The 20,372-nt window shown below is 70.0% G+C and carries 16 protein-coding genes and 2 pseudogenes; 7 read left to right on the top strand and 11 right to left on the bottom strand.

Features of this window, described 5'->3' with window-relative positions:
• Positions 1-574 precede the first annotated feature (574 nt).
• The 3 genes and pseudogenes from ABZ267_RS06140 to ABZ267_RS06130 all read right to left on the bottom strand — a co-directional run.
• Positions 575-814, bottom strand: a pseudogene (locus tag ABZ267_RS06140) (alpha/beta hydrolase); the annotation flags it as partial.
• A gap of 27 nt (positions 815-841) precedes the next feature.
• Positions 842-1,960, bottom strand: coding sequence for an acyl-CoA desaturase (locus tag ABZ267_RS06135; protein ID WP_356363599.1), 1,119 nt, complete (start codon positions 1,958-1,960; stop codon positions 842-844).
• A gap of 7 nt (positions 1,961-1,967) precedes the next feature.
• The gene (locus ABZ267_RS06130; protein WP_356750030.1) at positions 1,968-3,023 is read right to left on the bottom strand and encodes a ferredoxin reductase; all 1,056 of its coding nucleotides are present in this window, start codon (positions 3,021-3,023) and stop codon (positions 1,968-1,970) included.
• Between the two features lie 86 nt (positions 3,024-3,109).
• Here ABZ267_RS06130 and ABZ267_RS06125 point away from each other — a divergent pair, with 86 nt between their 5' ends.
• The 3 genes from ABZ267_RS06125 to ABZ267_RS06115 all read left to right on the top strand — a co-directional run bounded on the left by ABZ267_RS06125 (position 3,110) and on the right by ABZ267_RS06115 (position 6,263).
• The gene (locus tag ABZ267_RS06125) at positions 3,110-4,249 is read left to right on the top strand and encodes a helix-turn-helix domain-containing protein (protein WP_356750028.1); all 1,140 of its coding nucleotides are present in this window, start codon (positions 3,110-3,112) and stop codon (positions 4,247-4,249) included.
• Between the two features lie 260 nt (positions 4,250-4,509).
• The gene (locus ABZ267_RS06120) at positions 4,510-4,848 is read left to right on the top strand and encodes a thioredoxin domain-containing protein (RefSeq protein WP_356750026.1); all 339 of its coding nucleotides are present in this window, start codon (positions 4,510-4,512) and stop codon (positions 4,846-4,848) included.
• Between the two features lie 650 nt (positions 4,849-5,498).
• Complete coding sequence (locus ABZ267_RS06115) at positions 5,499-6,263, top strand: MerR family transcriptional regulator (protein WP_356750024.1); 765 nt, start codon at positions 5,499-5,501, stop codon at positions 6,261-6,263.
• 59 nt (positions 6,264-6,322) lie between these two features.
• Here the strand turns inward: ABZ267_RS06115 and ABZ267_RS06110 are convergent.
• Positions 6,323-6,412 (bottom strand): annotated as a pseudogene (locus tag ABZ267_RS06110) (IS5/IS1182 family transposase); the annotation flags it as partial.
• Positions 6,413-6,584: 172 nt separating this feature from the next.
• Here ABZ267_RS06110 and ABZ267_RS06105 point away from each other — a divergent pair.
• Positions 6,585-9,041, top strand: a complete 2,457-nt coding sequence (locus ABZ267_RS06105) for a PA14 domain-containing protein (protein WP_356750022.1) — start codon at positions 6,585-6,587, stop codon at positions 9,039-9,041.
• A 384-nt stretch (positions 9,042-9,425) separates the two neighbouring features.
• Here the strand turns inward: ABZ267_RS06105 and ABZ267_RS06100 are convergent, their stop codons facing one another.
• The 4 genes from ABZ267_RS06100 to ABZ267_RS06085 all read right to left on the bottom strand — a co-directional run bounded on the left by ABZ267_RS06100 (position 9,426) and on the right by ABZ267_RS06085 (position 13,608).
• Positions 9,426-9,995 (bottom strand): hypothetical protein, encoded by a 570-nt coding sequence (locus ABZ267_RS06100; RefSeq protein WP_356750020.1) that lies wholly within the window; start codon positions 9,993-9,995, stop codon positions 9,426-9,428.
• A complete protein-coding gene (locus ABZ267_RS06095; protein WP_356750018.1) occupies positions 9,992-11,509 on the bottom strand; it encodes a HAMP domain-containing sensor histidine kinase in 1,518 nt (505 codons plus the stop codon). Before ABZ267_RS06095 ends, ABZ267_RS06100 begins: the two co-directional genes overlap by 4 nt.
• Positions 11,506-12,189 (bottom strand): response regulator transcription factor, encoded by a 684-nt coding sequence (locus ABZ267_RS06090; RefSeq protein ID WP_356750016.1) that lies wholly within the window; start codon positions 12,187-12,189, stop codon positions 11,506-11,508. The genes ABZ267_RS06095 and ABZ267_RS06090 overlap by 4 nt, the downstream gene beginning before the upstream one ends.
• 132 nt (positions 12,190-12,321) lie before the next feature.
• Complete coding sequence (locus ABZ267_RS06085) at positions 12,322-13,608, bottom strand: peptidoglycan bridge formation glycyltransferase FemA/FemB family protein (protein WP_356750014.1); 1,287 nt, start codon at positions 13,606-13,608, stop codon at positions 12,322-12,324.
• Between the two features lie 241 nt (positions 13,609-13,849).
• Between ABZ267_RS06085 and ABZ267_RS06080 the strand changes: the two genes are divergently transcribed.
• A complete protein-coding gene (locus ABZ267_RS06080; RefSeq protein WP_356750012.1) occupies positions 13,850-15,085 on the top strand; it encodes an Ig-like domain-containing protein in 1,236 nt (411 codons plus the stop codon).
• A 60-nt stretch (positions 15,086-15,145) separates the two neighbouring features.
• Here ABZ267_RS06080 and ABZ267_RS06075 read toward each other — a convergent pair whose 3' ends face one another.
• Positions 15,146-16,675: a cryptochrome/photolyase family protein gene (locus ABZ267_RS06075; protein ID WP_356750010.1), complete on the bottom strand. Its 1,530-nt coding sequence runs from the start codon at positions 16,673-16,675 to the stop codon at positions 15,146-15,148.
• A gap of 155 nt (positions 16,676-16,830) precedes the next feature.
• Between ABZ267_RS06075 and ABZ267_RS06070 the strand changes: the two genes are divergently transcribed.
• Complete coding sequence (locus ABZ267_RS06070; protein WP_356750008.1) at positions 16,831-17,994, top strand: spore photoproduct lyase family protein; 1,164 nt, start codon at positions 16,831-16,833, stop codon at positions 17,992-17,994.
• 24 nt (positions 17,995-18,018) lie between these two features.
• Here the strand turns inward: ABZ267_RS06070 and ABZ267_RS06065 are convergent, their stop codons facing one another.
• Together ABZ267_RS06065 and ABZ267_RS06060 are read right to left on the bottom strand one after the other, a co-directional pair.
• Complete coding sequence (locus ABZ267_RS06065) at positions 18,019-18,231, bottom strand: DUF4287 domain-containing protein (protein ID WP_356750006.1); 213 nt, start codon at positions 18,229-18,231, stop codon at positions 18,019-18,021.
• Positions 18,232-18,457: 226 nt separating this feature from the next.
• Positions 18,458-19,678 carry a S8 family peptidase gene (locus ABZ267_RS06060; RefSeq protein ID WP_356750004.1) on the bottom strand — a complete coding sequence of 407 codons (1,221 nt, stop codon included), beginning with the start codon at positions 19,676-19,678 and terminating at the stop codon, positions 18,458-18,460.
• A gap of 301 nt (positions 19,679-19,979) precedes the next feature.
• Between ABZ267_RS06060 and ABZ267_RS06055 the strand changes: the two genes are divergently transcribed.
• Positions 19,980-20,360, top strand: coding sequence for a CU044_2847 family protein (locus ABZ267_RS06055; protein WP_176145749.1), 381 nt, complete (start codon positions 19,980-19,982; stop codon positions 20,358-20,360).
• Positions 20,361-20,372: the final 12 nt, after the last annotated feature.

The raw sequence follows: 20,372 nt of genomic DNA, 5'->3' as shown, positions 1-20,372 counted from the left end.
CCCCGACATCTCGACGTACCGGCCGCCGCGAACCGCTGGAACCATGCCGAGCTCGAGGAGTTCCGACGGCGCCATGCCCGCGACTCCTTCGACCTGAGCGACTTGCAAGCGCGACAGGGCGGAGCCGACCGGATCGGCGACACGAAATGCGCCGCCTACGGACTCGACGAGCAGGCAATCACCGGGGTGCGGCAATGGGCACAGGCATGGGGCGACGGCCTCGGCGAACGACTCCAGGAACTGGACGTTCCGCACGAAGACTGATGGCCGCATGGAAGCCGGACGCTCGGCAGGCTATGCATCGGGCTGTTCAGACCTCAGCAGCCGTGCCCTCCGTGCCCAGCGGAGCGGACAACAGCGGTCAGGTACGGCTCCCAAAGACGATGCCCATCCATCCCGCCCAACGGGAAAGCACAGCTCAGAGCGCCTTCGGCAGCCCGAGAACCGCTGATTCCCAAGCTCAGAGCGCGAGTTCGATTCTCGTCACCCGCTCCACGAAAGAGCCCCCGACCGGCCGTCCAGGGCTCTCCTGTTGGTCCGGAGCGGAACGCGGATGTCGCCGACCGGCTTCGGTCGCCAGCCAGGCCGGGGTGTACATCAGCCCAAGAAGGGCCTGCCGCGCCGCCCCCGGCCGTGCTTGTACCAGCGACCTGCTCACGACACTGTCGCGTTCGAAGCCGTGCGGTCCACCGGGTGACGTGCAGCCGAGAACCAGGGCGCGCACCCGGTGCGGGTGGCGGGCTGCGAGTTGCTGAGCCATGCGTCCGCTCATGGACGTGCCGTAGACGTCGGCCCGGCCGACACCGAGGTAGTCCCAAGGGCATGAGGTGCGGCCGGGGTGTCAGGCGGCGATGAGGTCCTGCTCACGATCCGGCGTTCCGACCGTGGGCTGCTTGTTCGGCAGTGCGAGCCGGAAGACCTTGTGCCACGCGGAGAACACCTGCTTGGGCAGCGGGCCGGTGACGTACTCCAGCTCGTACTTCTCGAACAGCGCGCGCACCTTCACCGCGACCTCGGCGTACCGGTTGCTCGGCAGGTCCGGGAACAGGTGGTGCTCGATCTGGTGCGACAGGTTGCCCGTCATGAAGTGCATGGCCTTGCTGCCGCTGATGTTCGCCGAGCCCATCATCTGGCGCAGGTACCACTGGCCGCGTGTCTCGCCCGTGATCGACCGGCGTTCGAAGACCTGTACGCCCTCGGGGAAGTGCCCGCACATGATCACTGAGTGGGTCCAGATGTTGCGGACCAGGTTCGCGGTGAACGTGGCGGCGAGTGTGGTGAGGAAGGAGGGGCCCGAGAGCAGCGGGTGGATCACGTAGTCCTTGAGCACCTGCTTGCGGATCTTGCGGCCCACGGCCTTGGCCCGCGCGCGGAACTCCGGGTTCTTGCGGCGGCGCTTGTGGAGGTTCTTGCCGAGCTCCAGGTCGTACGCGGCGATGCCGTACTCGAAGAAGCAGGCGTTGAGGAAGTTCCACAGCGGCTGGCCGAGGTGGAAGGGGTGCCACTTCTGGTCCTCGTCGACGCGCATGATGCCGTAGCCGAGGTCGTTGTCCTTGCCGATCACGTTGGTGTACGTGTGGTGCAGCTCGTTGTGCGAGTGCTTCCACTGATCGGACGGCGAGACGTGATCCCACTCCCAGGTGGTGGAGTGGATCTTCGGGTCGCGCATCCAGTCCCACTGGCCATGCAGGACGTTGTGGCCGATCTCCATGTTGTCCATGATCTTCGCCACGGACAGCCCGGTGGTGCCGATCAGCCACGCGGGCGGGAAGATCGAGAACAGCAGCACACCTCTGCTGACCAGCTCCAGCTTGCGCTGCGCCGAGATGACCCGCCGGATGTAGGCGGCGTCCTTCTCGCCGCGGTCGGCGATCACCTCGTCGCGGATGGCGTCCAGCTCGCGGCCCAGTTCATCGATCTGCTCCGCGGTCAGGTGGGCGGTGGGGTCGATGGCGGTCAAGGTGCTCCTACCGTTCGATGTCGCAGGGGCCCGCCGCGGCGGACACACAGGTCTGGATGAGGACGCCCGGCTCGGCCTCGGTGATCTCGCCGGTACGTAGGTCGCGGACGGCGCCGGCCTTGAGCGGCGTGACGCACCCGAAGCAGATGCCCATACGGCACCCGGAGGGCATGAGCACGCCGATCTCCTCGCCGATGTCCAGCAACGGCGTGGCGCCGTCCGCGTCGACGGTTTTGCCGGTGGTGCTGAACGTGACCTCGCCGCCGTCACCGACGACGGCGATGCCGGGGCGGAAGCGTTCGGTGTGCAGGCGCTCCTGGACGCCGTGCTCTCTCCAGTGCTCCTCGGCGGCGTCGAGCAGGCCCGCGGGCCCGCACGCCCAGGTCTCGCGCTCGGCCCAGTCGGGCACAAGCTCTTGGAGACGGGCGATGTCGAGCATGCCGTCCGTGTCCGTGTGCACCTCGGTGAGCCGCAGTTTCTTGTCCGCGACCAGGCCGTGCAGTTCGTTGCGGAAGATCACGTCCTGCGGCTGTGGCGCGCAGTGGACCATGACGACGTCGTCGAGTTCGATGTCGCGCAGCATGCCCATCACGGGCGTGATGCCGCTGCCGGCCGTCAGGTAGAGCACCTTGGCGGGCTTGGCCTGCGGCAGGACGAAGTCACCGGTCGGCTGGTCGAGCTGGATCAGCGTGCCCGGTTTCGCCCTGCGGACCAGGTGGTTGCTGACCTTGCCGCCCGGGATCGCCTTCACGGTGATCGTGACACGGCCGTCCCGGCGGTTTGTCGGCGAGGTGATGGAGTAGGCACGCCACAGGCGCACTCCGTCGACGTCGACCCCGATCCTCATGTACTGGCCGGCTGTGTGGCCGCGCCAGCCCCGCCCCGGCCTGATCACGACCGTCGCGGCGTCACTCGTCTCGAAGCGCACGGCCTCGATGCGCCCCCGGAGGTCAGCGCCCGTACGAAGCGGGCTGACCAGGTCGAGGTAGTCCGACGGCAGCAGCGGCGTCGTGACCATCTCCAGCAGTTTCCACGCCCTGCCGCGAAGGGCTGTACTCGTCATGACCCCAGCTTGCTGCGCCTGTAGGCGTAAAGTCCTGACCACAGGACGTAAATCTGGTCGACTGAATTGTTCGCAGGGAACAAAAAATGAGCTATGCAATCCGGAGGGCCAGCGAACTGACCCTGGATGAGACGACGGTCACCGCCCTTCGGGCCGCACTCAAGACCACCGCCGACGAAGTCGTCCAGGCGATCATCGACGAGGTTCCTCCCTACGCCCACGCCTTGTCGGGCCGCATGGGCGCCACCATCCGCAGAGCCGTCCGCACCGCCCTGGGGCACTACCTGGACCTTGCGAGCGGGAATGCCACAGGCGGCGACGCCGGGGACGCCGCCTACGAGCTGGGCCGCGGCGAGGTGCGCGACGGCCGTTCCATGGACGCCCTGCTCAGCGCCTACCGCGTCGGCGCCCGGGTCGCCTGGCGATGTCTGGCAGCGGGTGCCGTACCCGCCGGTCTGCCCGCCGCCGAGGTCGCGAAGTTCGCCGAGCTGACCTTCGCCTACATCGACGAGCTCTCCGCCGCGAGCGCCGCGGGCCACGCCGACGAACTCGCCGCCCGGGGCAGAGCCCACGAGCGCCACCTGGAACACCTGGCCCGCGACCTCCTCGCCGGCGCGAGCCCGGACGTGCTGCTGGCCTCCGGCCAACGGGCCAGGTGGCAGCCTCCGGTTTCGCTGACCGCCGTCCTGCTGCCCGCCGCCCAGGCCCGGCCTGCCTACCGGACACTCGACCCGAGCACCCTCGTCCTCGACGATCTGCCGGATGCCACCGGTGTGCTCCTCGTCCCCGATGCCGACCGATCACGTCTCCTACGGCAGCTGACCGACCGCGCCGCCGTGGTCGGCCCGGCCCGGCCATGGACCCGCGCGTCCGCCTCGTACGCACGAGCCCTACGCGCGCGCTCCCTTTCCTCTGACATTCGCGACACCGAGGACCACCTGCCCGACCTGGTGCTCAGCGCCGACGTGGACGCGTTCGCAGACCTGCGCGCCCGAGCCCTCGCACCGTTGCAGACCCTGCCCGCCGCAACCGCACGACGGCTGGAGGAGACGTTGCGGGCGTGGCTGCTGCACCAGGGCAGGCGGGACGAGGTCGCGGCGGCGTTGTTCGTCCATCCCCAGACGGTTCGATACCGGATGTCGCAGCTGCGGGAGCTGTTTCCCGATCTCGCATCACCACACCGGGTCCTTGAACTGACGCTGGCGGTCGGCCTCCGGGTCCGCTGACGCGTCACCAGTACACCTCCGCGTCCGCGAGCGTCCGGAAATCGTGCTCGTTCCCGGTGCCAAACCGCTATGACCCTGGAAACGGCGTTCCGGTCGTCCTGACAAGGGCCGGGCCGCTCGTCCCAACAGGGACCACCGCCGTCCTGCGGCAGCCCGTACCTCCCTCCCGGCAGCCGGCCGGCCGACCGGCCGGGGCCGACCTGTGCACACCGCGCGAGGGATGATGGGAGGGAGTACGAAACGTGAGGTCAGGAGCTCCCATGACAAAGCTGGTTCACCGACCTCGTGAGGACGCGGAGTTCGATTTCATCCTCGGGAGAAGCAAGGTTCCGGTTCTCACCTACTTCACCGGGGCATGGCCCAAGGCGATCGAGCCCTGTCGGGCGATGGATTTCGTCGCGGGCGACATCGCCGCCGCCTACACGGGCCGCCTGACGGTCGTCCGCACCGACATCACGCGTTGCCCGGCGGCAACCGAGCGATACGGGATCACCGGAGCCCCGTCCTGCCTCCTGCTGAAGGAGGGAGCGGCGGTGGCGCACGGCACGGGGCCTATGACCATCGACGAGGTACGGAAGTTCCTGGACGGTCACCTCTGAGCGGCCGCTGCGGCACCCGGACCGCCGCTTCTCGTCGCGTTCGAAGCGGGCGCGGGGGTTGGCAGCCCAGCTGTACGGTCGATCTTCGGCATCGTTTTCCGAGTCTCTGGGCAGGACTCGACACCGAATGCGCATTCGTCGTGGCGGCGCTCCGCGATCTGCTCCCGAGAGCTCTCCATGACGTCCACCCCTGCATCTACATCCCGCCTGGAGACTGTCACGGACGCGGCCGTCGCGGAGGTCTCGCTGGAGGACTGCCCGACTCGGCCGTCAAAGCCCTTGGCCGCCGCCTCCGCTCGTGCCCCATCCGTGCCCAGCAGGGTGGACGACAGCGGTCAGGTACAGCTGGCCGGCGGAGACCATGGCAATCCCGGCTTCCTCACGAGCCGCTTCCCCGCTTCCGACTTGGTCGGGCCTTCCGTCCGCTTGCCGGTGGTCAGCTCCGGTGCGGCCTGGAGGCGTCATCGGATGCCGACCGCTGCCGCGAGGCGCGTCCACCTGCTCCACCGTGGCGATCTCCCGCTCGGAACGCCACTCCTTGAGGCTTTGGTGTCTGTCCAACAGGCTTTCGGGCTTGCGCTTTCCGTTGCGGCAACTTCTACGGTCATGTGTGTGGCCGGAGAGACCGGCCCGGCGAGGGAGGCACCGGCATGGCCTGGTCGATCGCGGAGGTGGCGCGGATGTCCAAGGTGACATCGCGGACGCTGCGGCACTACGACGAGATCGGCCTGCTGCCGCCCGCATGGATCGGAAGCAACGGGCACCGCTACTACGAGGAGGCCGATCTGCTGCGGTTGCAGCAGATCCTGCTGATGCGGGAGCTGGACCTGGGGCTGCGCGAGATCCAGGCGGTCCTGGACAGCCGGCTCGACCAGGTGGCCGTGCTCCGTGAGCACCACCGACGGCTGCTCGCGGGACGGGACCGGCTGGAGACGCTGGCCCGTACGGTCGGCCGCACCATCGCCGAACTGGAAGAAGGCGGGGACAACGGAAAAATGACGAGGATCAACAAGCCTGAGAATCTGTTCGAGGGGTTTCAGGCCCCCTCGGAGGCCGAGGCCGAGGTACGGGAGCGGTGGCCGCTGGCATGGGAGCAGACCCAGCAGGCAGTCGAGGCGATGACCTCCGAGGACACGGAGCGCTGGCAGCGTGAGGTGACGGCGCAGATGATCCGTATGGCGGAGTTCATGGTGGCCGGCACACCGGTCTCCGACCCCGCGGTACAGGCCGAGGTGGATGCCAACTACCAGCAGATCAGCCGGTTCTGGACCCCGGACGCGGCCGCGTACCAGGGAGTGGGCCAGACCTATGTCGACGACCCGCAGATGCGGGCGAACTTCGACACGATCGCCGAAGGCCTCGCCGTCTACCAGCGCGATGCCATGACCGTGTACGCCGACGCCCGGCTGAGCTGACCGCACGCGCCTCAGGGCCGTGCGGCGGGTCATGAACGCAGCCCGTTAATTCCTCGGTTCGGGGTGGTGTGCTTGATCCGGCCCCTGCCCAGGTAACGGCGATGACGTTGGGATGAGTACGCCTTGTCGGCGCTGGGGTGATCAGGCTTTACCACTCAACGGACTTGTCTGGCCGAAAGCGTCAAAATGACCGTGTCGCCTGATGCCCAGCTGTCCAAAGCGACGGGATATCGCTTGGCCGTACAACTACAGGCTGCTCTCATGAATCTCCTATCTCGTACGACTGCCTGTGGGGCGGTCACGTGTCCAAAAGGGGACTTAGTGAGCAGTGTTGGAGGATTCCGTCCGGCTCTCGCCACCGCGGTGGTGGTCACGCTGACGGGCGGTCTCGTCGCGAGCGCCACCTCGCCGGCGTCGGCGGCGGCGTCGTGCGCGACGAACACCTACACCAGGCAGTTCTTCCCGAATACCAATTTCTCGGGCACTCCGAAGCGCACGGACTGTGACACAGCGGTGGGCGAGAACTGGGGCACCAAATCGCCCGGCGTCTCCGGCGTCGGCAAGGACAACTTCGGTGTCCGGTGGAGCATGAAGCGCGACTTCGGCTCCGGCGGTCCCTTCACGTTCACCGCCTCAGGCCAGGACGGCATCCGCGTCTACCTCGACGGCGCACGCAAGATCGACCTGTGGAAGAACGGCACCACCAACGTATCCAAGACCGTCAACCTCACCATCCCCAAGGGAACCCACACCCTCCGTATCGACTACGCCAACTGGACCGGTAGCGCCGCCGTCAGATTCGCCTACACACCCCGCACTGGGACCACCGTGGACCGCGTCGCGCCACTGGCGCCCACCGGACTGTCGATCGCACGGAACGCCGACGCCAAGCGGAACGTCCTGCGCTGGTCGGCGAACAAAGAGATGGACAGGGCCGGTTACCGCGTCTACCGCCGTACCCCCGGCCAATCCTCCTTCGGCAGCCCCATCGCCACGGTCACCGGCACGACCTTCACCGACACCACCGCCGGCACGACCACCCACCTCTACGAGGTCCGCGCGGTCGACAAGTCGCGCAACACCTCCACGGGAACCGCCGATGTCTCGGTCACCGGCAACCCGGCCTTCCTGCGCCAGTACTTCGCCACCACTAACTTCACCGGCACCCCCAAGCGCACCGACACCGACACCGCGATCAACGAGAACTGGGGCACCAGATCGCCCGGCGTCTCCGGCGTCGGCAAGGACAACTTCGGTGTCCGCTGGCAGATCACTCGCGACTTCGGCTCCGGCGGTCCCTTCACCTTCACCGCCTCAGGCCAGGACGGCATCCGCGTCCACCTCGACGGCGCACGCAAGATCGACCTGTGGAAGAACGGCACCACCAACGTATCCAAGACCGTCAACCTCACCATCCCCAAGGGAACCCACACCCTCCGTATCGACTACGCCAACTGGACCGGTAGCGCCGCCGTCAAGTTCGCCTACACACCCCGCACCGGGACCACCGTGGACCGCGTCGCCCCACTGGCTCCCACCGGGGCGAAGGTGGTGTACGACAAGCGCACCGACTCCGCGACCTTCTCCTGGGCGCGCAACCAGGAGATGGACCTCTCCTACTACTGGGTCTACCGGGAGTACGCAGCTGGTGGCTGGGGCGCCATGGTCGGCACCGGCAAGACCACTTGGACCGAGACCGGACTGCCCCGCAACGGCAGGCCCATCCGTTACTACATCAGCGTCACCGACCGCGCCGGAAACCTGTCCGAGCGCACCCCCTTCCTGACGGTCAACCCGGTCGACACGGTCACCCCGACCGCACCCGCCATCTCGGTGTCCCACATGGCCGACACCTCCAGTTCTCTCAAGGTCAGGTGGGACAAGCGGACCGAGGAGGAAATGAGCGACGGCGGCACCATCAGCGTCTACCGCTCCACGGGTGACACACTCGGCAACAGCCCCGAACTCATCGGCACGATGTCGCAGGAGTCGTCGCCCACGTCGGTCTACATGTACGTCGACAAACTGCGGGCGTTCGACGGCACCACCTACACCTACGCCGCCGTGGTGACCGACGCCGCCGGCAACGCGTCCCCGATGTCCAGGCCGGATTCAGTGACACCCGACAACGTTCCCCCGCCCGTGCTCACCGGCCTGACCGCAACGCCGCGCGCGGACGGCACCGTACTGAGCTGGGACGCCCCCGCCGAGAGCGGCCTGCGCTATGCCTCCACCCGCGTCGTACGGGGGCCGGACGGCAGCATCGGCTATGACAGCGACGGGTGCTCCGACGCCGCCGCCCGGGACAAGCTCGCCCTGCCGAACGCGATGCTGTGCGCCGGACCGGCGGACGGCCAGACGGTGACCTTCCTCGTCACGGCGTTCGACGAGTGGGGCAACCACATCGACTTCTCCCTGGCTTCCACCGTCACCGCCACCGAACTCGACAACGGGCCCGACGATGCGATCGGCGAGGGCTCCGGGGCGCTCACCGTCCTCAACCCCGACGACGTGGTCAGAATGGGCTTCTTGGAGTGGGCCTGCACCGACGGGACTGCCTGTTCCGACATCACCGGCTACCGCGTCGAGCGTTGGAACGTCGCCACCAGGACGTACGAATTGGTCACCTCCGTCGCGGTGGCCCCGGGCCGCCGGTACCGCGCCATTGCGCGCCCCGCGCTCGGCGAGACGTCGTTCTTCCGGATCACCGGGACCCTCGCGGACGGCACACCGGGCGCCGTTGCGCACTACTCGGTGGCCAGGGGCTCCTACGTGTGAGCCCGGAACCCGTGCCACCGGCTTCGCGACGGTGGCACGGGTTCTGACCACAAAAGATCAGCAGAACGTCCGCGGCAGCACTGATCGCTGGGAGAAGCACTGTCCGTCGCGCACCGCGGCGAGGGGCCGCGACCCTGAAGTCGCGTCCCCTCGGGCCCCGTCCGTGCCCGGCGGAGCGCACAACAACGGTGAACAGCAGTGCCGAAAGTGCCGGGCGGAAAGGCGCTCACGATGGCGTATCACCAGCGCCGGTCCGTCACCGCTCTTTGACAAAGGACCAGGTCAACTGTTCGGGGCTTCGCCGTATTCCAGACCCCTCCAGCATCAGGGCCGCAGCTGTCGCGGAGATCTCGTCGGAGGACTGCGCGGCGCGGTAGTAGGTCTTCACCCGCCGCCGGCCAGGTCGCAGGTCGCGGTCGTCGACGTGCCGTCGTTGCCCGTCAGTCTTACGGTGATCCGGCCGTCGGGCGCCCGGCTGTAGGCGATCGTGCAGGTCAGTTGGCGTAGGGCCGTGGGGGTCAGGGTCTTCAGGGGCAGGGGCAGCGTGGTCGTGAGGCTGTTGTCGGTGGTTGCTTCTGTCGTGACTGTCTGGCCGTCGTGGGCTCGTGGGAGGGCTGTGGTCAGGCCTGCGGTTCGGTCTTGTTCCTGGGGGCCGGCCAGGAGCGCCAGGACGGTCTTCTCCGTGGGAGGCGGTCCTGGAGTGGAGTCGGGCGCGTCCGGATTCACGTAGGACGAGCCGAATTCCGTCGACGGTGTTCTGACCGTCCGGATCACCGGGGTCAGGTCTCCGTCCGTCGTGTGGAAGAAGAGCAGCATGTCGTCTTCGCGGTTGTAGAAGGCCTCGACGGTCGCCGGGCCGCCCGCCTCGATGACGTCCGTCTCCTGGATGCCGCAGCCGGCCAGCAGCGGTACGACGGCCGCGACGGTCAGAGCCGCCACACGCGTGCGCCTCATGCGGTGGCCTCCTCGGCGTGGAGCGGGATCTCCACCGTGAAGACCGCGCCGCCGTCGGGCCGGTTCCCCGCGCGGATCGTTCCGCCGTGCAGGCGTACGTTCTCCTGCGTGATGGCCAGGCCCAGGCCGCTGCCGGCCGAGCGGGTACGGGCCGCGTCGGCCTTGTAGAAGCGGTCGAAGATGTACGGGATCGACTCGGCGCGGATGCCCGGGCCCTGGTCCGCGACTTCCGTGATCAGTACGGGCGTTCCCGTCGGGCGTTCGCCGGTGCGCAGGCCCACCGTGACCGGTGCGCCGCCGTGGCGCAGGGCGTTGCCGACCAGGTTGGCGATCACCACGTCGAAGCGGCGCGGGTCGAGGCGCGCTCGGATGCCGGCCGGGAGTTCGGTGCGGACCCGGTCGTCCTCGTGCCAGCGCCGGTTCTGGAGGGTCTTGCGGATGGCCTCGGCCACATCGACCTCGTCGGCGTTCAGCTCGGCCGCGCGGGCGTCGAAGCGGGAGATCTCCATCAGGTCCTCGACGAGTACGGCGAGCTTGCCGGTCTCCGCGCTGACCAGCCGGACCGCGCGGGCCGTGTCGGCGTCCAGCCGGTCCGCGTCCTCGTCGAGCACCTCGGTGACGGCGAGCATTCCGGCGAGCGGCGTGCGCAGTTCGTGCGAGACGTCGGAGGCGAAGCGGCGCGCCCGGGCCTCCGCTTCGCGCAGTTCGTGCACCGAGTCCTCCAGTTGGGCCGCCGACTCGTTGAATGTGCTCGCCAGGTCTGCCAGTTCGTCGTTGCCGCGCACCGCGATCCGTGTGTCCAGCCTTCCGCTGCCCATGCTCCTGGCCGCCCGGCGCAGCTCCCGTACCGGGCGGAGCACACTGCGCGCCGCGAGCAGGCCCGGCACCAGCGCGATGGCGAGGCCCGGCAAGGCGCCGTCGCGGGCGGCTCGGAGGAGGGCCTCGACGTTGACCTGCTCGTCGGTCATCCGCATCACGGCGTACAGGACGAGTCCGCTGCGGAGCGTGCTGTACGGGCCGGTCCTGAAGACCGTGGGCATGGCGATCGTCAGGTACGGGACGCCGTCCTTCACGACCCGCTCGAAACTGCCGTACGGGTTGGCCAGCGCGGCCCGGCGCAGGTCAGGGGTGATGACGGTGGAGACGGGGTTCTCTCCGGAGGAGGCGCGGACCGCACCGTACTCGGCGAACACCACCCACGGGCGCGGCTTGCCCTTGCGGGCCAGGTCGCGCAGGACCTCCTCCAGGCCCTCGCCCTGGACCGGCAGGCCGAAGCCCGTCTGCTGGACCTGCTCGCGGAACGTCGAGACCGCCGTGTCCTGCGCGGTCTTCAGCAGCGCGTTGCGGGCCTCGCGGTAGGTCAGCGCGGACGTCGTGCCCGCGCTGACGACGGCGACGAGGAGGAAGGCGGCCAGGAGGCGGGTGCGGAGGCCGAACGCCCGGATGCGCGTACGTTCGTGCGCCTCCGGACCCGGTGGTGTTCCGCTGCCGCGCCGGCGGAAGGACCTGGTCACAGCGGGCCGAAGCGGTAGCCGAAGCCCCGCAGCGTCTGGACGTAGCGAGGGCTGCCGACCTCGTGCTCGATCTTGCCGCGCAGCCGGGCGACGCAGGCGTCGACCAGCCGGGCATCGGCGTGGAACGTGTGCTCCCAGACGCTCTCCAGGAGCTGCTGCCTGCTGAACACCTGCTCCGGCGCGGCGGACAGGTGCAGCAGGAGCCTCAGCTCGGACGGGGCCAGTGACAGCGGCCGGCCCGCCCTGGTGACCGTCAACCCGACCCGGTCGATGGTGAGTTCGCCGTACACCTCGATCGCCGGACGGCCCGGGCCGCTGTCGTCCATGCGGCGCAGTACGGCACGGATCCGGGCCTCGATCACCTCGGGACGCGCGGGCTTGACGATGTAGTCGTCGGCGCCGGCCTCCAGGCCGATGACCACGTCGAAGTCGTCGCCGCGCGCGGTGAGCATGATGATCGGCAGCTGGCTGTGGTCGCGGACCTGCCGGCAGACCTGTACGCCGTTCATGCCGGGCAGCATCAGGTCGAGGAGGAGCAGATCGGGGCGGAACTCGGCCAGCGCGGCGAGTCCGGCCTCGCCGGTTCCGGCCGTCCGTACGTCGTGGCCGCGGCGGCGCAGACCGAGTTCGACCCCCTCGCGCACGGCGGGGTCGTCCTCGATGAGGAGCACGCGGGGCATCGGTGGGTCTCCCTGGGTGATGGGCTGGGGTTGCGGCGGTGGAGCCCGCGGTGGTCAGGAGGCGTGGACTCGTTGGCGTACACGCAGGAGGCGGTCGGTCGGTTCGGTGGGCCGTGGCCGGCGCCGGCCACTTCAGCGGTGTTTCAGGTACGCCTGGAAGGCGCGGTGCAGCGCGCGGTTGGCGCTGCCGTCCAACGGTCTCTCCCACTCCCCCGAGGTCTCGACGACCTGCCCGCCGGTGCCGAGCTTCCACCGCAGCAATCCGTACGCGCGTTCGCTCGGATCGAGAGTGGAGGGTACCCCGCGCATGTCGTAGACGTCCGCGCCGAGCGCGTGGGCGTCCAGGAGCATCCGCCACTGCAGAGCGTTGGAGGGCCGGACCTCGCGGCGGTGGTCGGCCGAGGCGCCCGTCTGGTACCAGGCCCGGCGGCCCACCGTGATCATCGTGTGGGCGGCCAGGATCTCGCCCTGGTGACGGGCCAGGTACAGCTTCATCCGGCCCGGTTCCTCGGCGTTGAGCGCCGCGTGCTGGCGCTCGTAGTACGCGAGCGAGCGGCCGAGGCGGAAGCCGTCCCGCCGCTCGGTGAGCGCGAGCAGCCGGCAGAACTCGGGCAGGTCCGCAGCGCTGCCCACCACCACCTCCACGCCCTCCTTCCTGGCTCGGCGGACATTGCGGCGCCACTCCTGGTTGAGCCCGGACCACAGGTCCTCGGTCGTGCGTCCGGCTAGCGGCACCTGGAAGACGTGCCGGGGCTGGGCGTCACCTCCGTCGGCGCCGTCGTTCTCGCCGGTCGCGTCGCCGCCGCAGCGGCGCCAGCCCCGGGCCCGCAGCCGCTCGGCGACGGCGGTGCCGAGCGGGTCGACCTCGGTGGCCAGGACGTCGGCCAGACGGCGGCCCGGGCCGGTGAGCGGCTTGAGCCGGGCCGCGCTCCAGCGCCGGTGGGCCGGCGACGGGCCGATGCGTACGGCGAAGGCGCCGGTGCGGCGCAGGTGCTCCAGCAGCGGGACGAGCCAGGCGTCGAGGTCGCTGTCGCTCCAGTCGGCTACGGGGCCTTCGGGGAGGTACGCGAAGTACTTACGGGTGCCGGGGAACTGCCGCAGCAACACCAGGGCCACGCCCGTCAGTTCACCCGCCTCCGGGTCCGGCCCCCAGCCGAGCAGCTGGGAGCTCCAGCCCTCCTTGACGTCGGCCCAGGACGGGCACTGGAGGAAGCCGGCGCCGAGGGCCTGGCCGGCGGAGGACGCGAGGAAGGCGCGGTACGTCTCGGTGGTGATCGTTCGCAGGGTCGTGTCACGGTTCCGGGATGTGGTTCGCGGGGTCGCGTCCCGGTTCCGAGGTGTGGTTCGCGGGGTCTCATCTCCGTTTCGGGGTCGGCGCGCGGGGCTGGACGACGACGACGGCACGAGCAGCGCTGACACGGTCTGGCCTCTCCTTATGCCCGGGCCTGTCGGCCGGGACCGCTCCCGAGGTTTTCTCGGGGATGCGGAGGATGCTCACAGCGGTTCATGACCGGCCCGCGCGGCGCATGTGACCGGACCATGACCGTTTCCCACCAGTCGCCGTCACACTGCCCAAACGCCTCTGACCTCGGGTTTTCCGGCTCTACAGTCACGACATCGCTGACTCGTCCCGCGCTTGTCCCGCTTCCGCCTCGCGCTCGTGGCACTTCCGGAGGTCCCGTTGTCCCGCTCGTTCTCCGCTCACGCACGTGCCCGCGTACGTACCGTCCTCGTCGCCGCCCTGCTGATACCGCTCGCCGCCTGCTCGGCGAGCGGCTCCTCCGGCTCCTCCAACACCCCGGTCGCCGAGGTCACGCCGAGCCCCGACGACCGGCCCGTCACCGTCGCCGTCACGCCCGCGGGAGCGGAGGCCGCGGCCGGCGAACCCGTACGGGTCACGGCTTCCGGCGGCAGCCTCACCTCGGTGACCGTCACCGACGCCGCCGGTCACCGGCTCACCGGCAAGGTCGCCGCCGACGGCCGGTCCTGGGTCTCCGACCGCAAGGCCGTACCCGGCACCGCGTACACGGTGAAGGCGGCGACCCGGTCCTCCGGCGGCACCGCCAGGACCACCGGCGCCGGCTTCACCACGGCTCCGGCCGGCAAGGTCAACAAGGTCGACCGGCGGCCCGGCGCCGGCTCCACCGTCGGCATCGGCCAGCCGGTCTCGCTGGTCTTCGACCGTCCGGTCAGGAACCGCGCCGAGGTCGAGAAGCAGCTCAGGATCACCACCTCCAACGGCACCGAGGGCTCCTGGGGCTGGATACGCGACTGGTCGGGCCGGGACAGGGTCGACTGGCGGCCCCGGACGTACTGGAAGCCCGGCACCGAGGTCACGCTCGACGCCGAGCTGAACGGCACCGACTCCGGCCCGGACGGCGGCTGGTTCGTCCGCGACTACACGACCCGCTTCACCATCGGCGACCGGCAGATCGTCCGGGTCGACCTCGACCGTCACCAGCTCTCCCTCGTACGCGACGGAAAGACGGTCCGCCGCCTGCCGGTCTCCGGCGGCACACCCGGCGGTGACAGGCGGTCCTGGCGCGGAACCGCCGTGCTCATGGCCAAGGAAGGCACGATCAACATGAACTCCGAGACGGTCGGCCTCGGCGACGCCTACGACAGGATGGTCGACCACTCCATGCGGCTGACCTGGTCGGGCATGTACGCGCACGCCGCGCCGTGGAACGCCCGGTACCTCGGCCGGGCCAACCGGAGTTCCGGATGCATAGGCATGAGCGACGCGGACGCCGCCTGGTTCTACGCGCAGGTGCGGCCCGGCGACCCGTTCGAGATCACCGGCAAGGACACCAAGGGCGTGGTCGAGCCCGGCAACGGGTTCGGCGCGTGGAACCTCTCGTGGGCCGAGTGGCAGGAGCGGAGCGCGTTGCGCTGAGGCTCGACGGGCCGGTCAGGAACGCGTTGCGCTGAGGCCGCGTCCGTCGTCGGGGTCCGGTCACGGAGGCGTGTCGCCGCGTTGCGACGTCTCCTCCAGCAGCTCCCGCAGGTCCTTGAGCCGGTCCAGGCCCTTCACCGGGCGGGCCGTGCGGTGGTTGGCGGCGAGGCGGGTGCGGTGGCGGTGGAGGAAGGACCAGTAGCCGGCGGTGTACGGGCAGGCCTCGTCGCCGGTGCGGTCGGTGGGGCGGTAGGCGCATGGGGCGCAGAAGTCGCTCATCTTGTTGATGTAGGCGCCGCCCGAGGTGTACGGCTTGGTCGTCATCCGGCCACCGTCGGCGTACTGGGACATGCCGACCACGTTCGGCAGCATCACCCAGTCGTAGCCGTCGACGAAGCAGCGGTGGAACCAGTCGGTGACGGCCGCCGGGTCCCAGCCGTCCTGGAGCGCGCGGCTGCCGAGCACCATCAGGCGCGGGATGTGGTGGGTCCAGCCGGTGTCCCGTACCTGGGCCAGGACCGTGGAGAGGCAGTTGGCGGTGACCGCGTCGGCGTCCAGGTCGAGGAACCAGTCCGGCAGCGGAGTGGTGTGGCGCAGCGCGTTGCGGTGGCGGTACTCCTCGCCGAAGTGCCAGTAGAGGTGCCAGACGTACTCGCGCCAGCCCGCGATCTGTCGTACGAAGCCCTCGACGCTGTTGAGCGGCGCGTCGCCCTCCCGGTACGCCTGTTCCGCCGCCTCCACGCACTCCGCCGGGTCCAGGAGGCCGAGGTTCAGAGGTGCGGAGAGGAGGCTGTGGCTCAGCACCGGGTCGGCGGCCAGCATCGCGTCCTCGTGGCGGCCGAAACCGGCCAGGCGGTGAGCGACGAAGTGGCGGAGCGCGGTGCGGGCCTCGCGCCGGGTGGCCGGGAAGCGGCGCGGGCCGTCCCGGCCGACGAAGGAGACCTCGCCGTCGCGCTCCCAGCGGTCCAGGTCGCGGCGGACCTCCTCGTCGATCTCGTCCTCGCTCGGCCGCCAGGGGCCTCGCACACCGAGGGTCTCCTGGCCGCGCGGCGGCGGTTCGCGGTTGTCGTGGTCCAGGTTCCACCGACCGCCGGCCGGGTTGTCGCCGTCCATCAGCAGGTCGTGCCGCTCGCGCACCCAGTGGTAGAAGCCCTCCAGCCGGAGGGTCCCACCCTTGTCCCCGCCGCCGCTCTTCCCCACCCACTCCGCGAAGTCGTCGTGGCTCACCAGGAACCCCTTCGCCGGGAGCACCTCCACGTCCTCCAGGCCGTTCACGAAGTCCAGCGCCCGGCGTGAGGTGGGGTGGCGAACGGTCAGAGGGCTCGATGCCCGGCGTCCTCGTACCTGCTCCAGGCCCTCCGTGTACGTCTCGGCCCGGACATAGGTGACCCGGTCGCCGAGCTCGGCCGCGCGGTGCCGCATCGCCGAGAGGACCAGGTGCGCCTTGGCACGGTGGAAGCGGCGTCGGCGCAGCACCGAACGCGCCTCGATCATGATCACCGGCGCCTTGTCGTCCGGGCCGCCGTGGCGCGGGTCGAGGAAGTGCGGACCCAGCTGGTCCCCGAACAGCCAGTGCGGGCGTGGTGCCATGGGAGGGGCCGCCTCTCAGCTCCGGTGGTCGGCCCCGACGATGCTGGCAGCCTCCGCCCGTATGCGGAGGCCGACACTCCGTCGTGCCGTACGCCGACACTCCGTCGCGGTCCTGTCGCGCCTCTCGCTTCGGCCGCCCCCGTAAGGTCGAGCCCGTGAACCAGCCTCCCGGAGAGCCCGAGCAGCAGGCGCTCTTCGGCTGGGAGGAGGCGGTACCCGCCGACCCGCCGAGCCGCGGCGGGTTCCGGGACAGCGCGCGGGCCCGGCGGATGCTCGACGTACGGGAGGTCTACGCGGAGCCCGCCGCGCTCGACTCACCGCGCGGCCGGCAGATCCTCGCGCGACTGCCCGGCGTCCCCGTCACCGAGGTGCCCGGCCATTGGCGCATCCCCTCCCTCCACGGCAACGAAGGCAACATCGGCCGCTGGACCCGGATCAAGACCGAGACCCTGGTGCTCGGCGTCCGGCAGTCCCTCACCACCCGGCCCAACGGCAGGTCGGCCGACTGGATCGCGCCCGGCGCCTCCAACGGCTGCGCCATGGCGTGCGCGTACTGCTACGTCCCGCGCCGCAAGGGCTACGCCAATCCGATCACGCTCTTCACCAACATCGAGGCGATCACCGCTCACGTACGGCGTCATGTACGGGCGCAGGGGCCCAAGTCGGAGCCGAACCAGTGCGATCCGCACGCCTGGGTGTACGACATCGGCGAGAACGGCGACTGCTCCGTCGACGACCTGATCTGCGACAACACCGCCGACCTCATCGCCGCGTTCCGCGAACTGCCCAGCGCCAAGGCCTCGTTCGCCACGAAGTTCGTCAACCCCGATCTGCTGGCGCTGGATCCGCGCGGCCGCACGCGGGTGCGCTTCTCGGTGATGCCGCCACAGGACGCCCGGCTGCTGGACCTCCGTACCAGCCCGGTCGCGGAACGCATCGCGGCCGCCGCCGACTTCCTGGACGCCGGGTACGAGGTCCACTTCAACCTCTCGCCCGTGGTCCTGCGGCCCGGCTGGCAGCGCGACTGGGCCGAGCTGCTCGACCACCTGGACGATGTCCTGCCCGGCCGCGTGAAGGCGCAGGCGGCCGCCGAGATCATCATGCTGACCCACAACCAGCAGCTCCACGAGGTCAACCTCGGCTGGCATCCGCGGGCCGAGGAGCTCCTGTGGCAGCCGGCCGCGCAGGAGACGAAGCGCTCGGAGAACGGCGCCGTGAACGTGCGCTACGGCCGCGAGGTCAAGCGTGACGCCCTCGCGCGGTTGCGCGAGCTGATCGCGGAGCACGCGCCGTGGCTGCGGATCCGGTACGCGTTCTGAGCGTTCAGGCAGAGGCCGCGGCGGTCAGCGGTCGTCGGCCTCCGCGAGCGTGTGGGCGACGAGAGCGTTGGCGTGGCCGTGGCCCAAGGCGTGTTCGGTCTTGAGCCAGCTGACCAGCTCCATGTGCTTGGTCAGCGGCGAGGAGCGGATGAGCTCCTTCCACTCGGCGACCGGGCGGCCGTACTTCTTCTCGATGGCGGGGAAGTAGCTGGCAGGGCCCTTCACGGCGGCGCTCATGGAGTGTGTCCTGTCTGTTCGTCGCGGAGGATCGGGTGGGTGTCGTTGCCGTTGCTGTGTGTCTGACGCGTATGACTGGCGGCGGCCGGAAAAGTCATCGGTCCCGCAGCACAGCAGTTTCCTGTCAGCGCGATCACCGACGTGCGGCCGTGGCCGGTACGGGGAGCAACCCCCGTACCGGCCACGGCCTTTGATCAGTCGGCTAGCGCGTCATCGCGTTGTCGCGTTACGGGACGAGCCGGAGCAGCTTGTTCGGGGAGCCCGAACCGATGCCGGTCAGGACGTTGTTGGTCGCGCCGTTCACGAGAGCGGTGCCCACGGCGGCCGGGGAGGCGCCGGGGTGGTTGGTCAGGTGGACCGCGGCCGCGCCGGCGACGTGCGGCGCCGCGAAGGAGGTGCCGTTGCCGGTGTAGGTCGCGGTGTCCGAGGTGGCCCAGCCGGCCGTGATGTCGGAGCCGGGCGCGAAGAGGTCCACGCGAGGGCCGTAGTTGGAGTAGCTCGCCCGTGCGTCGGTCCGGGTCGTGGCGCCGACGGTGAGCGCGGTGTCCACGCGGGCGGGCGAGTAGTTGGACGCGAGGGCGTTGGAATTGCCCGCCGCGACCGAGTACGTCACTCCGGCCGCGATCGACCGGCGTACCGCGTCGTCCAGCGCGGTGCTGGCCCCGCCGCCGAGCGAGACGTTGGCGACGGAGGACGCCGTACGGTTGGCGGTGATCCAGTCGACGCCCGCGATGACGCCGGCGGTGGTGCCGGAGCCGCTGTTGTCGAGGACGCGCACGGCGACGATCTTCGCCTTCTTGGCGACGCCGTAGGTGGTGCCGGCGGCGGTCGTGGCGACGTGCGTGCCGTGGCCGTTGCCGTCCTGGGCGGTGGCGTCGTTGTCGACGAAGTCCCAGCCGTACGAGGCCCGGCCTGCGATGTCCTGGTGGGTGATGCGGACACCGGTGTCCAGGACGAAGACGGTGGTGCTGCCGCCGCCGGAGTCCGGGTAGGTGAACGTGCCGTTCAGCGGCAGGTTCGGCTGGTCGATCCGGTCGAGGCCCCAGGGCGCGTTGGTCTGGGTGGCCGTCGAGTGGACCTGTCGGTCCTGCTCGACCGAGGCGACCGCCGGGTCGGCGGCGAGCCGCTTGGCCTGGCCGCTGCTGAGCTTCGCGGCGTAGCCGTTCAGCGCGGAGGTGTAGGTGCGCTCGATCGTGCCGCCGTAGCCCGCTATCAGCTTCCGGCCCTGCGTAGCGGACGCGCCGAACCCGGCCGTCTCCTTCAGCGTGACGATGTAGCTGCCGGGAACCGCGTCGGCCGCGCCGGCGTGCAGGACTCTGCCCTCGGGCGCCGGGGCGGGAGCGGCCTGCGCCGGTAAGGCCGCACCTGCTCCGACGGCGAGCGCCAGTGTGGTGGCCGCGGCGATCGCTCCGGCGATCCTTCGCTTGGTGGTGCGCACTGCTGCCATGAAGAAGTCTCCTCGAACGGTGGCGCGCCAGGGGTTCACGCGCCGGGATGCGGCGTACGGGGTTTCGTCCGCCGCGTCCGACGATGGCGGCGTGCGATCGGGCGCGGCAAGGACGGTCGGCCAGATGTCATGACCGCGCCATACATGTAACCCAGCGTCAACTCGCCTTACACACAGGGCAATACGGCCGTTGCGTGCGGTGCATGAACCGTCGTCCGGGCTGTCCTCATTCGCCGGACAGCCCCGGCCCGCCCGCCCGCTCTCGCTACGATCTTCAGCTCCCGAGCATTGGAGTACCGCCATGAGCGAACGCCCCGTCCACACGGTGGAAGTGCCCCTGGGCGACGGCAGCGACGAGACCGTCCGGGTCCAGATCCGCGAGGTGGACGAGGCCCTCGTCCGCGTCGGGCGCGGCGGCCGTACGGTGGCGCGGGCCGAACGGACGCTCGGGCAGATGCTGGACACCGTACGGCCCGTGGCGGAGAGCTTCGTGGGCCGGTTCTCCGGCATGGCCCAGGCGCCGGACGAGATCACGCTGGAGTTCGGGGTGTCGCTGTCGGCCGAGGCGGACGTCGTCATCGCCAGCACCGCGACGGCGGCCAATTTCTCGGTGAGCCTGACCTGGAACAGGCGCGACACCCCGGCCGCCGACGCCGATACTGGGGCCGTACAGGGCAGTTGATACGGGTGGGGG

It is taken from the genome of Streptomyces sp. NPDC006174 (assembly GCF_040614075.1).
Lineage (GTDB): Bacteria > Actinomycetota > Actinomycetes > Streptomycetales > Streptomycetaceae > Streptomyces.
This window is presented reverse-complemented; position numbering and strand designations above follow the sequence as displayed.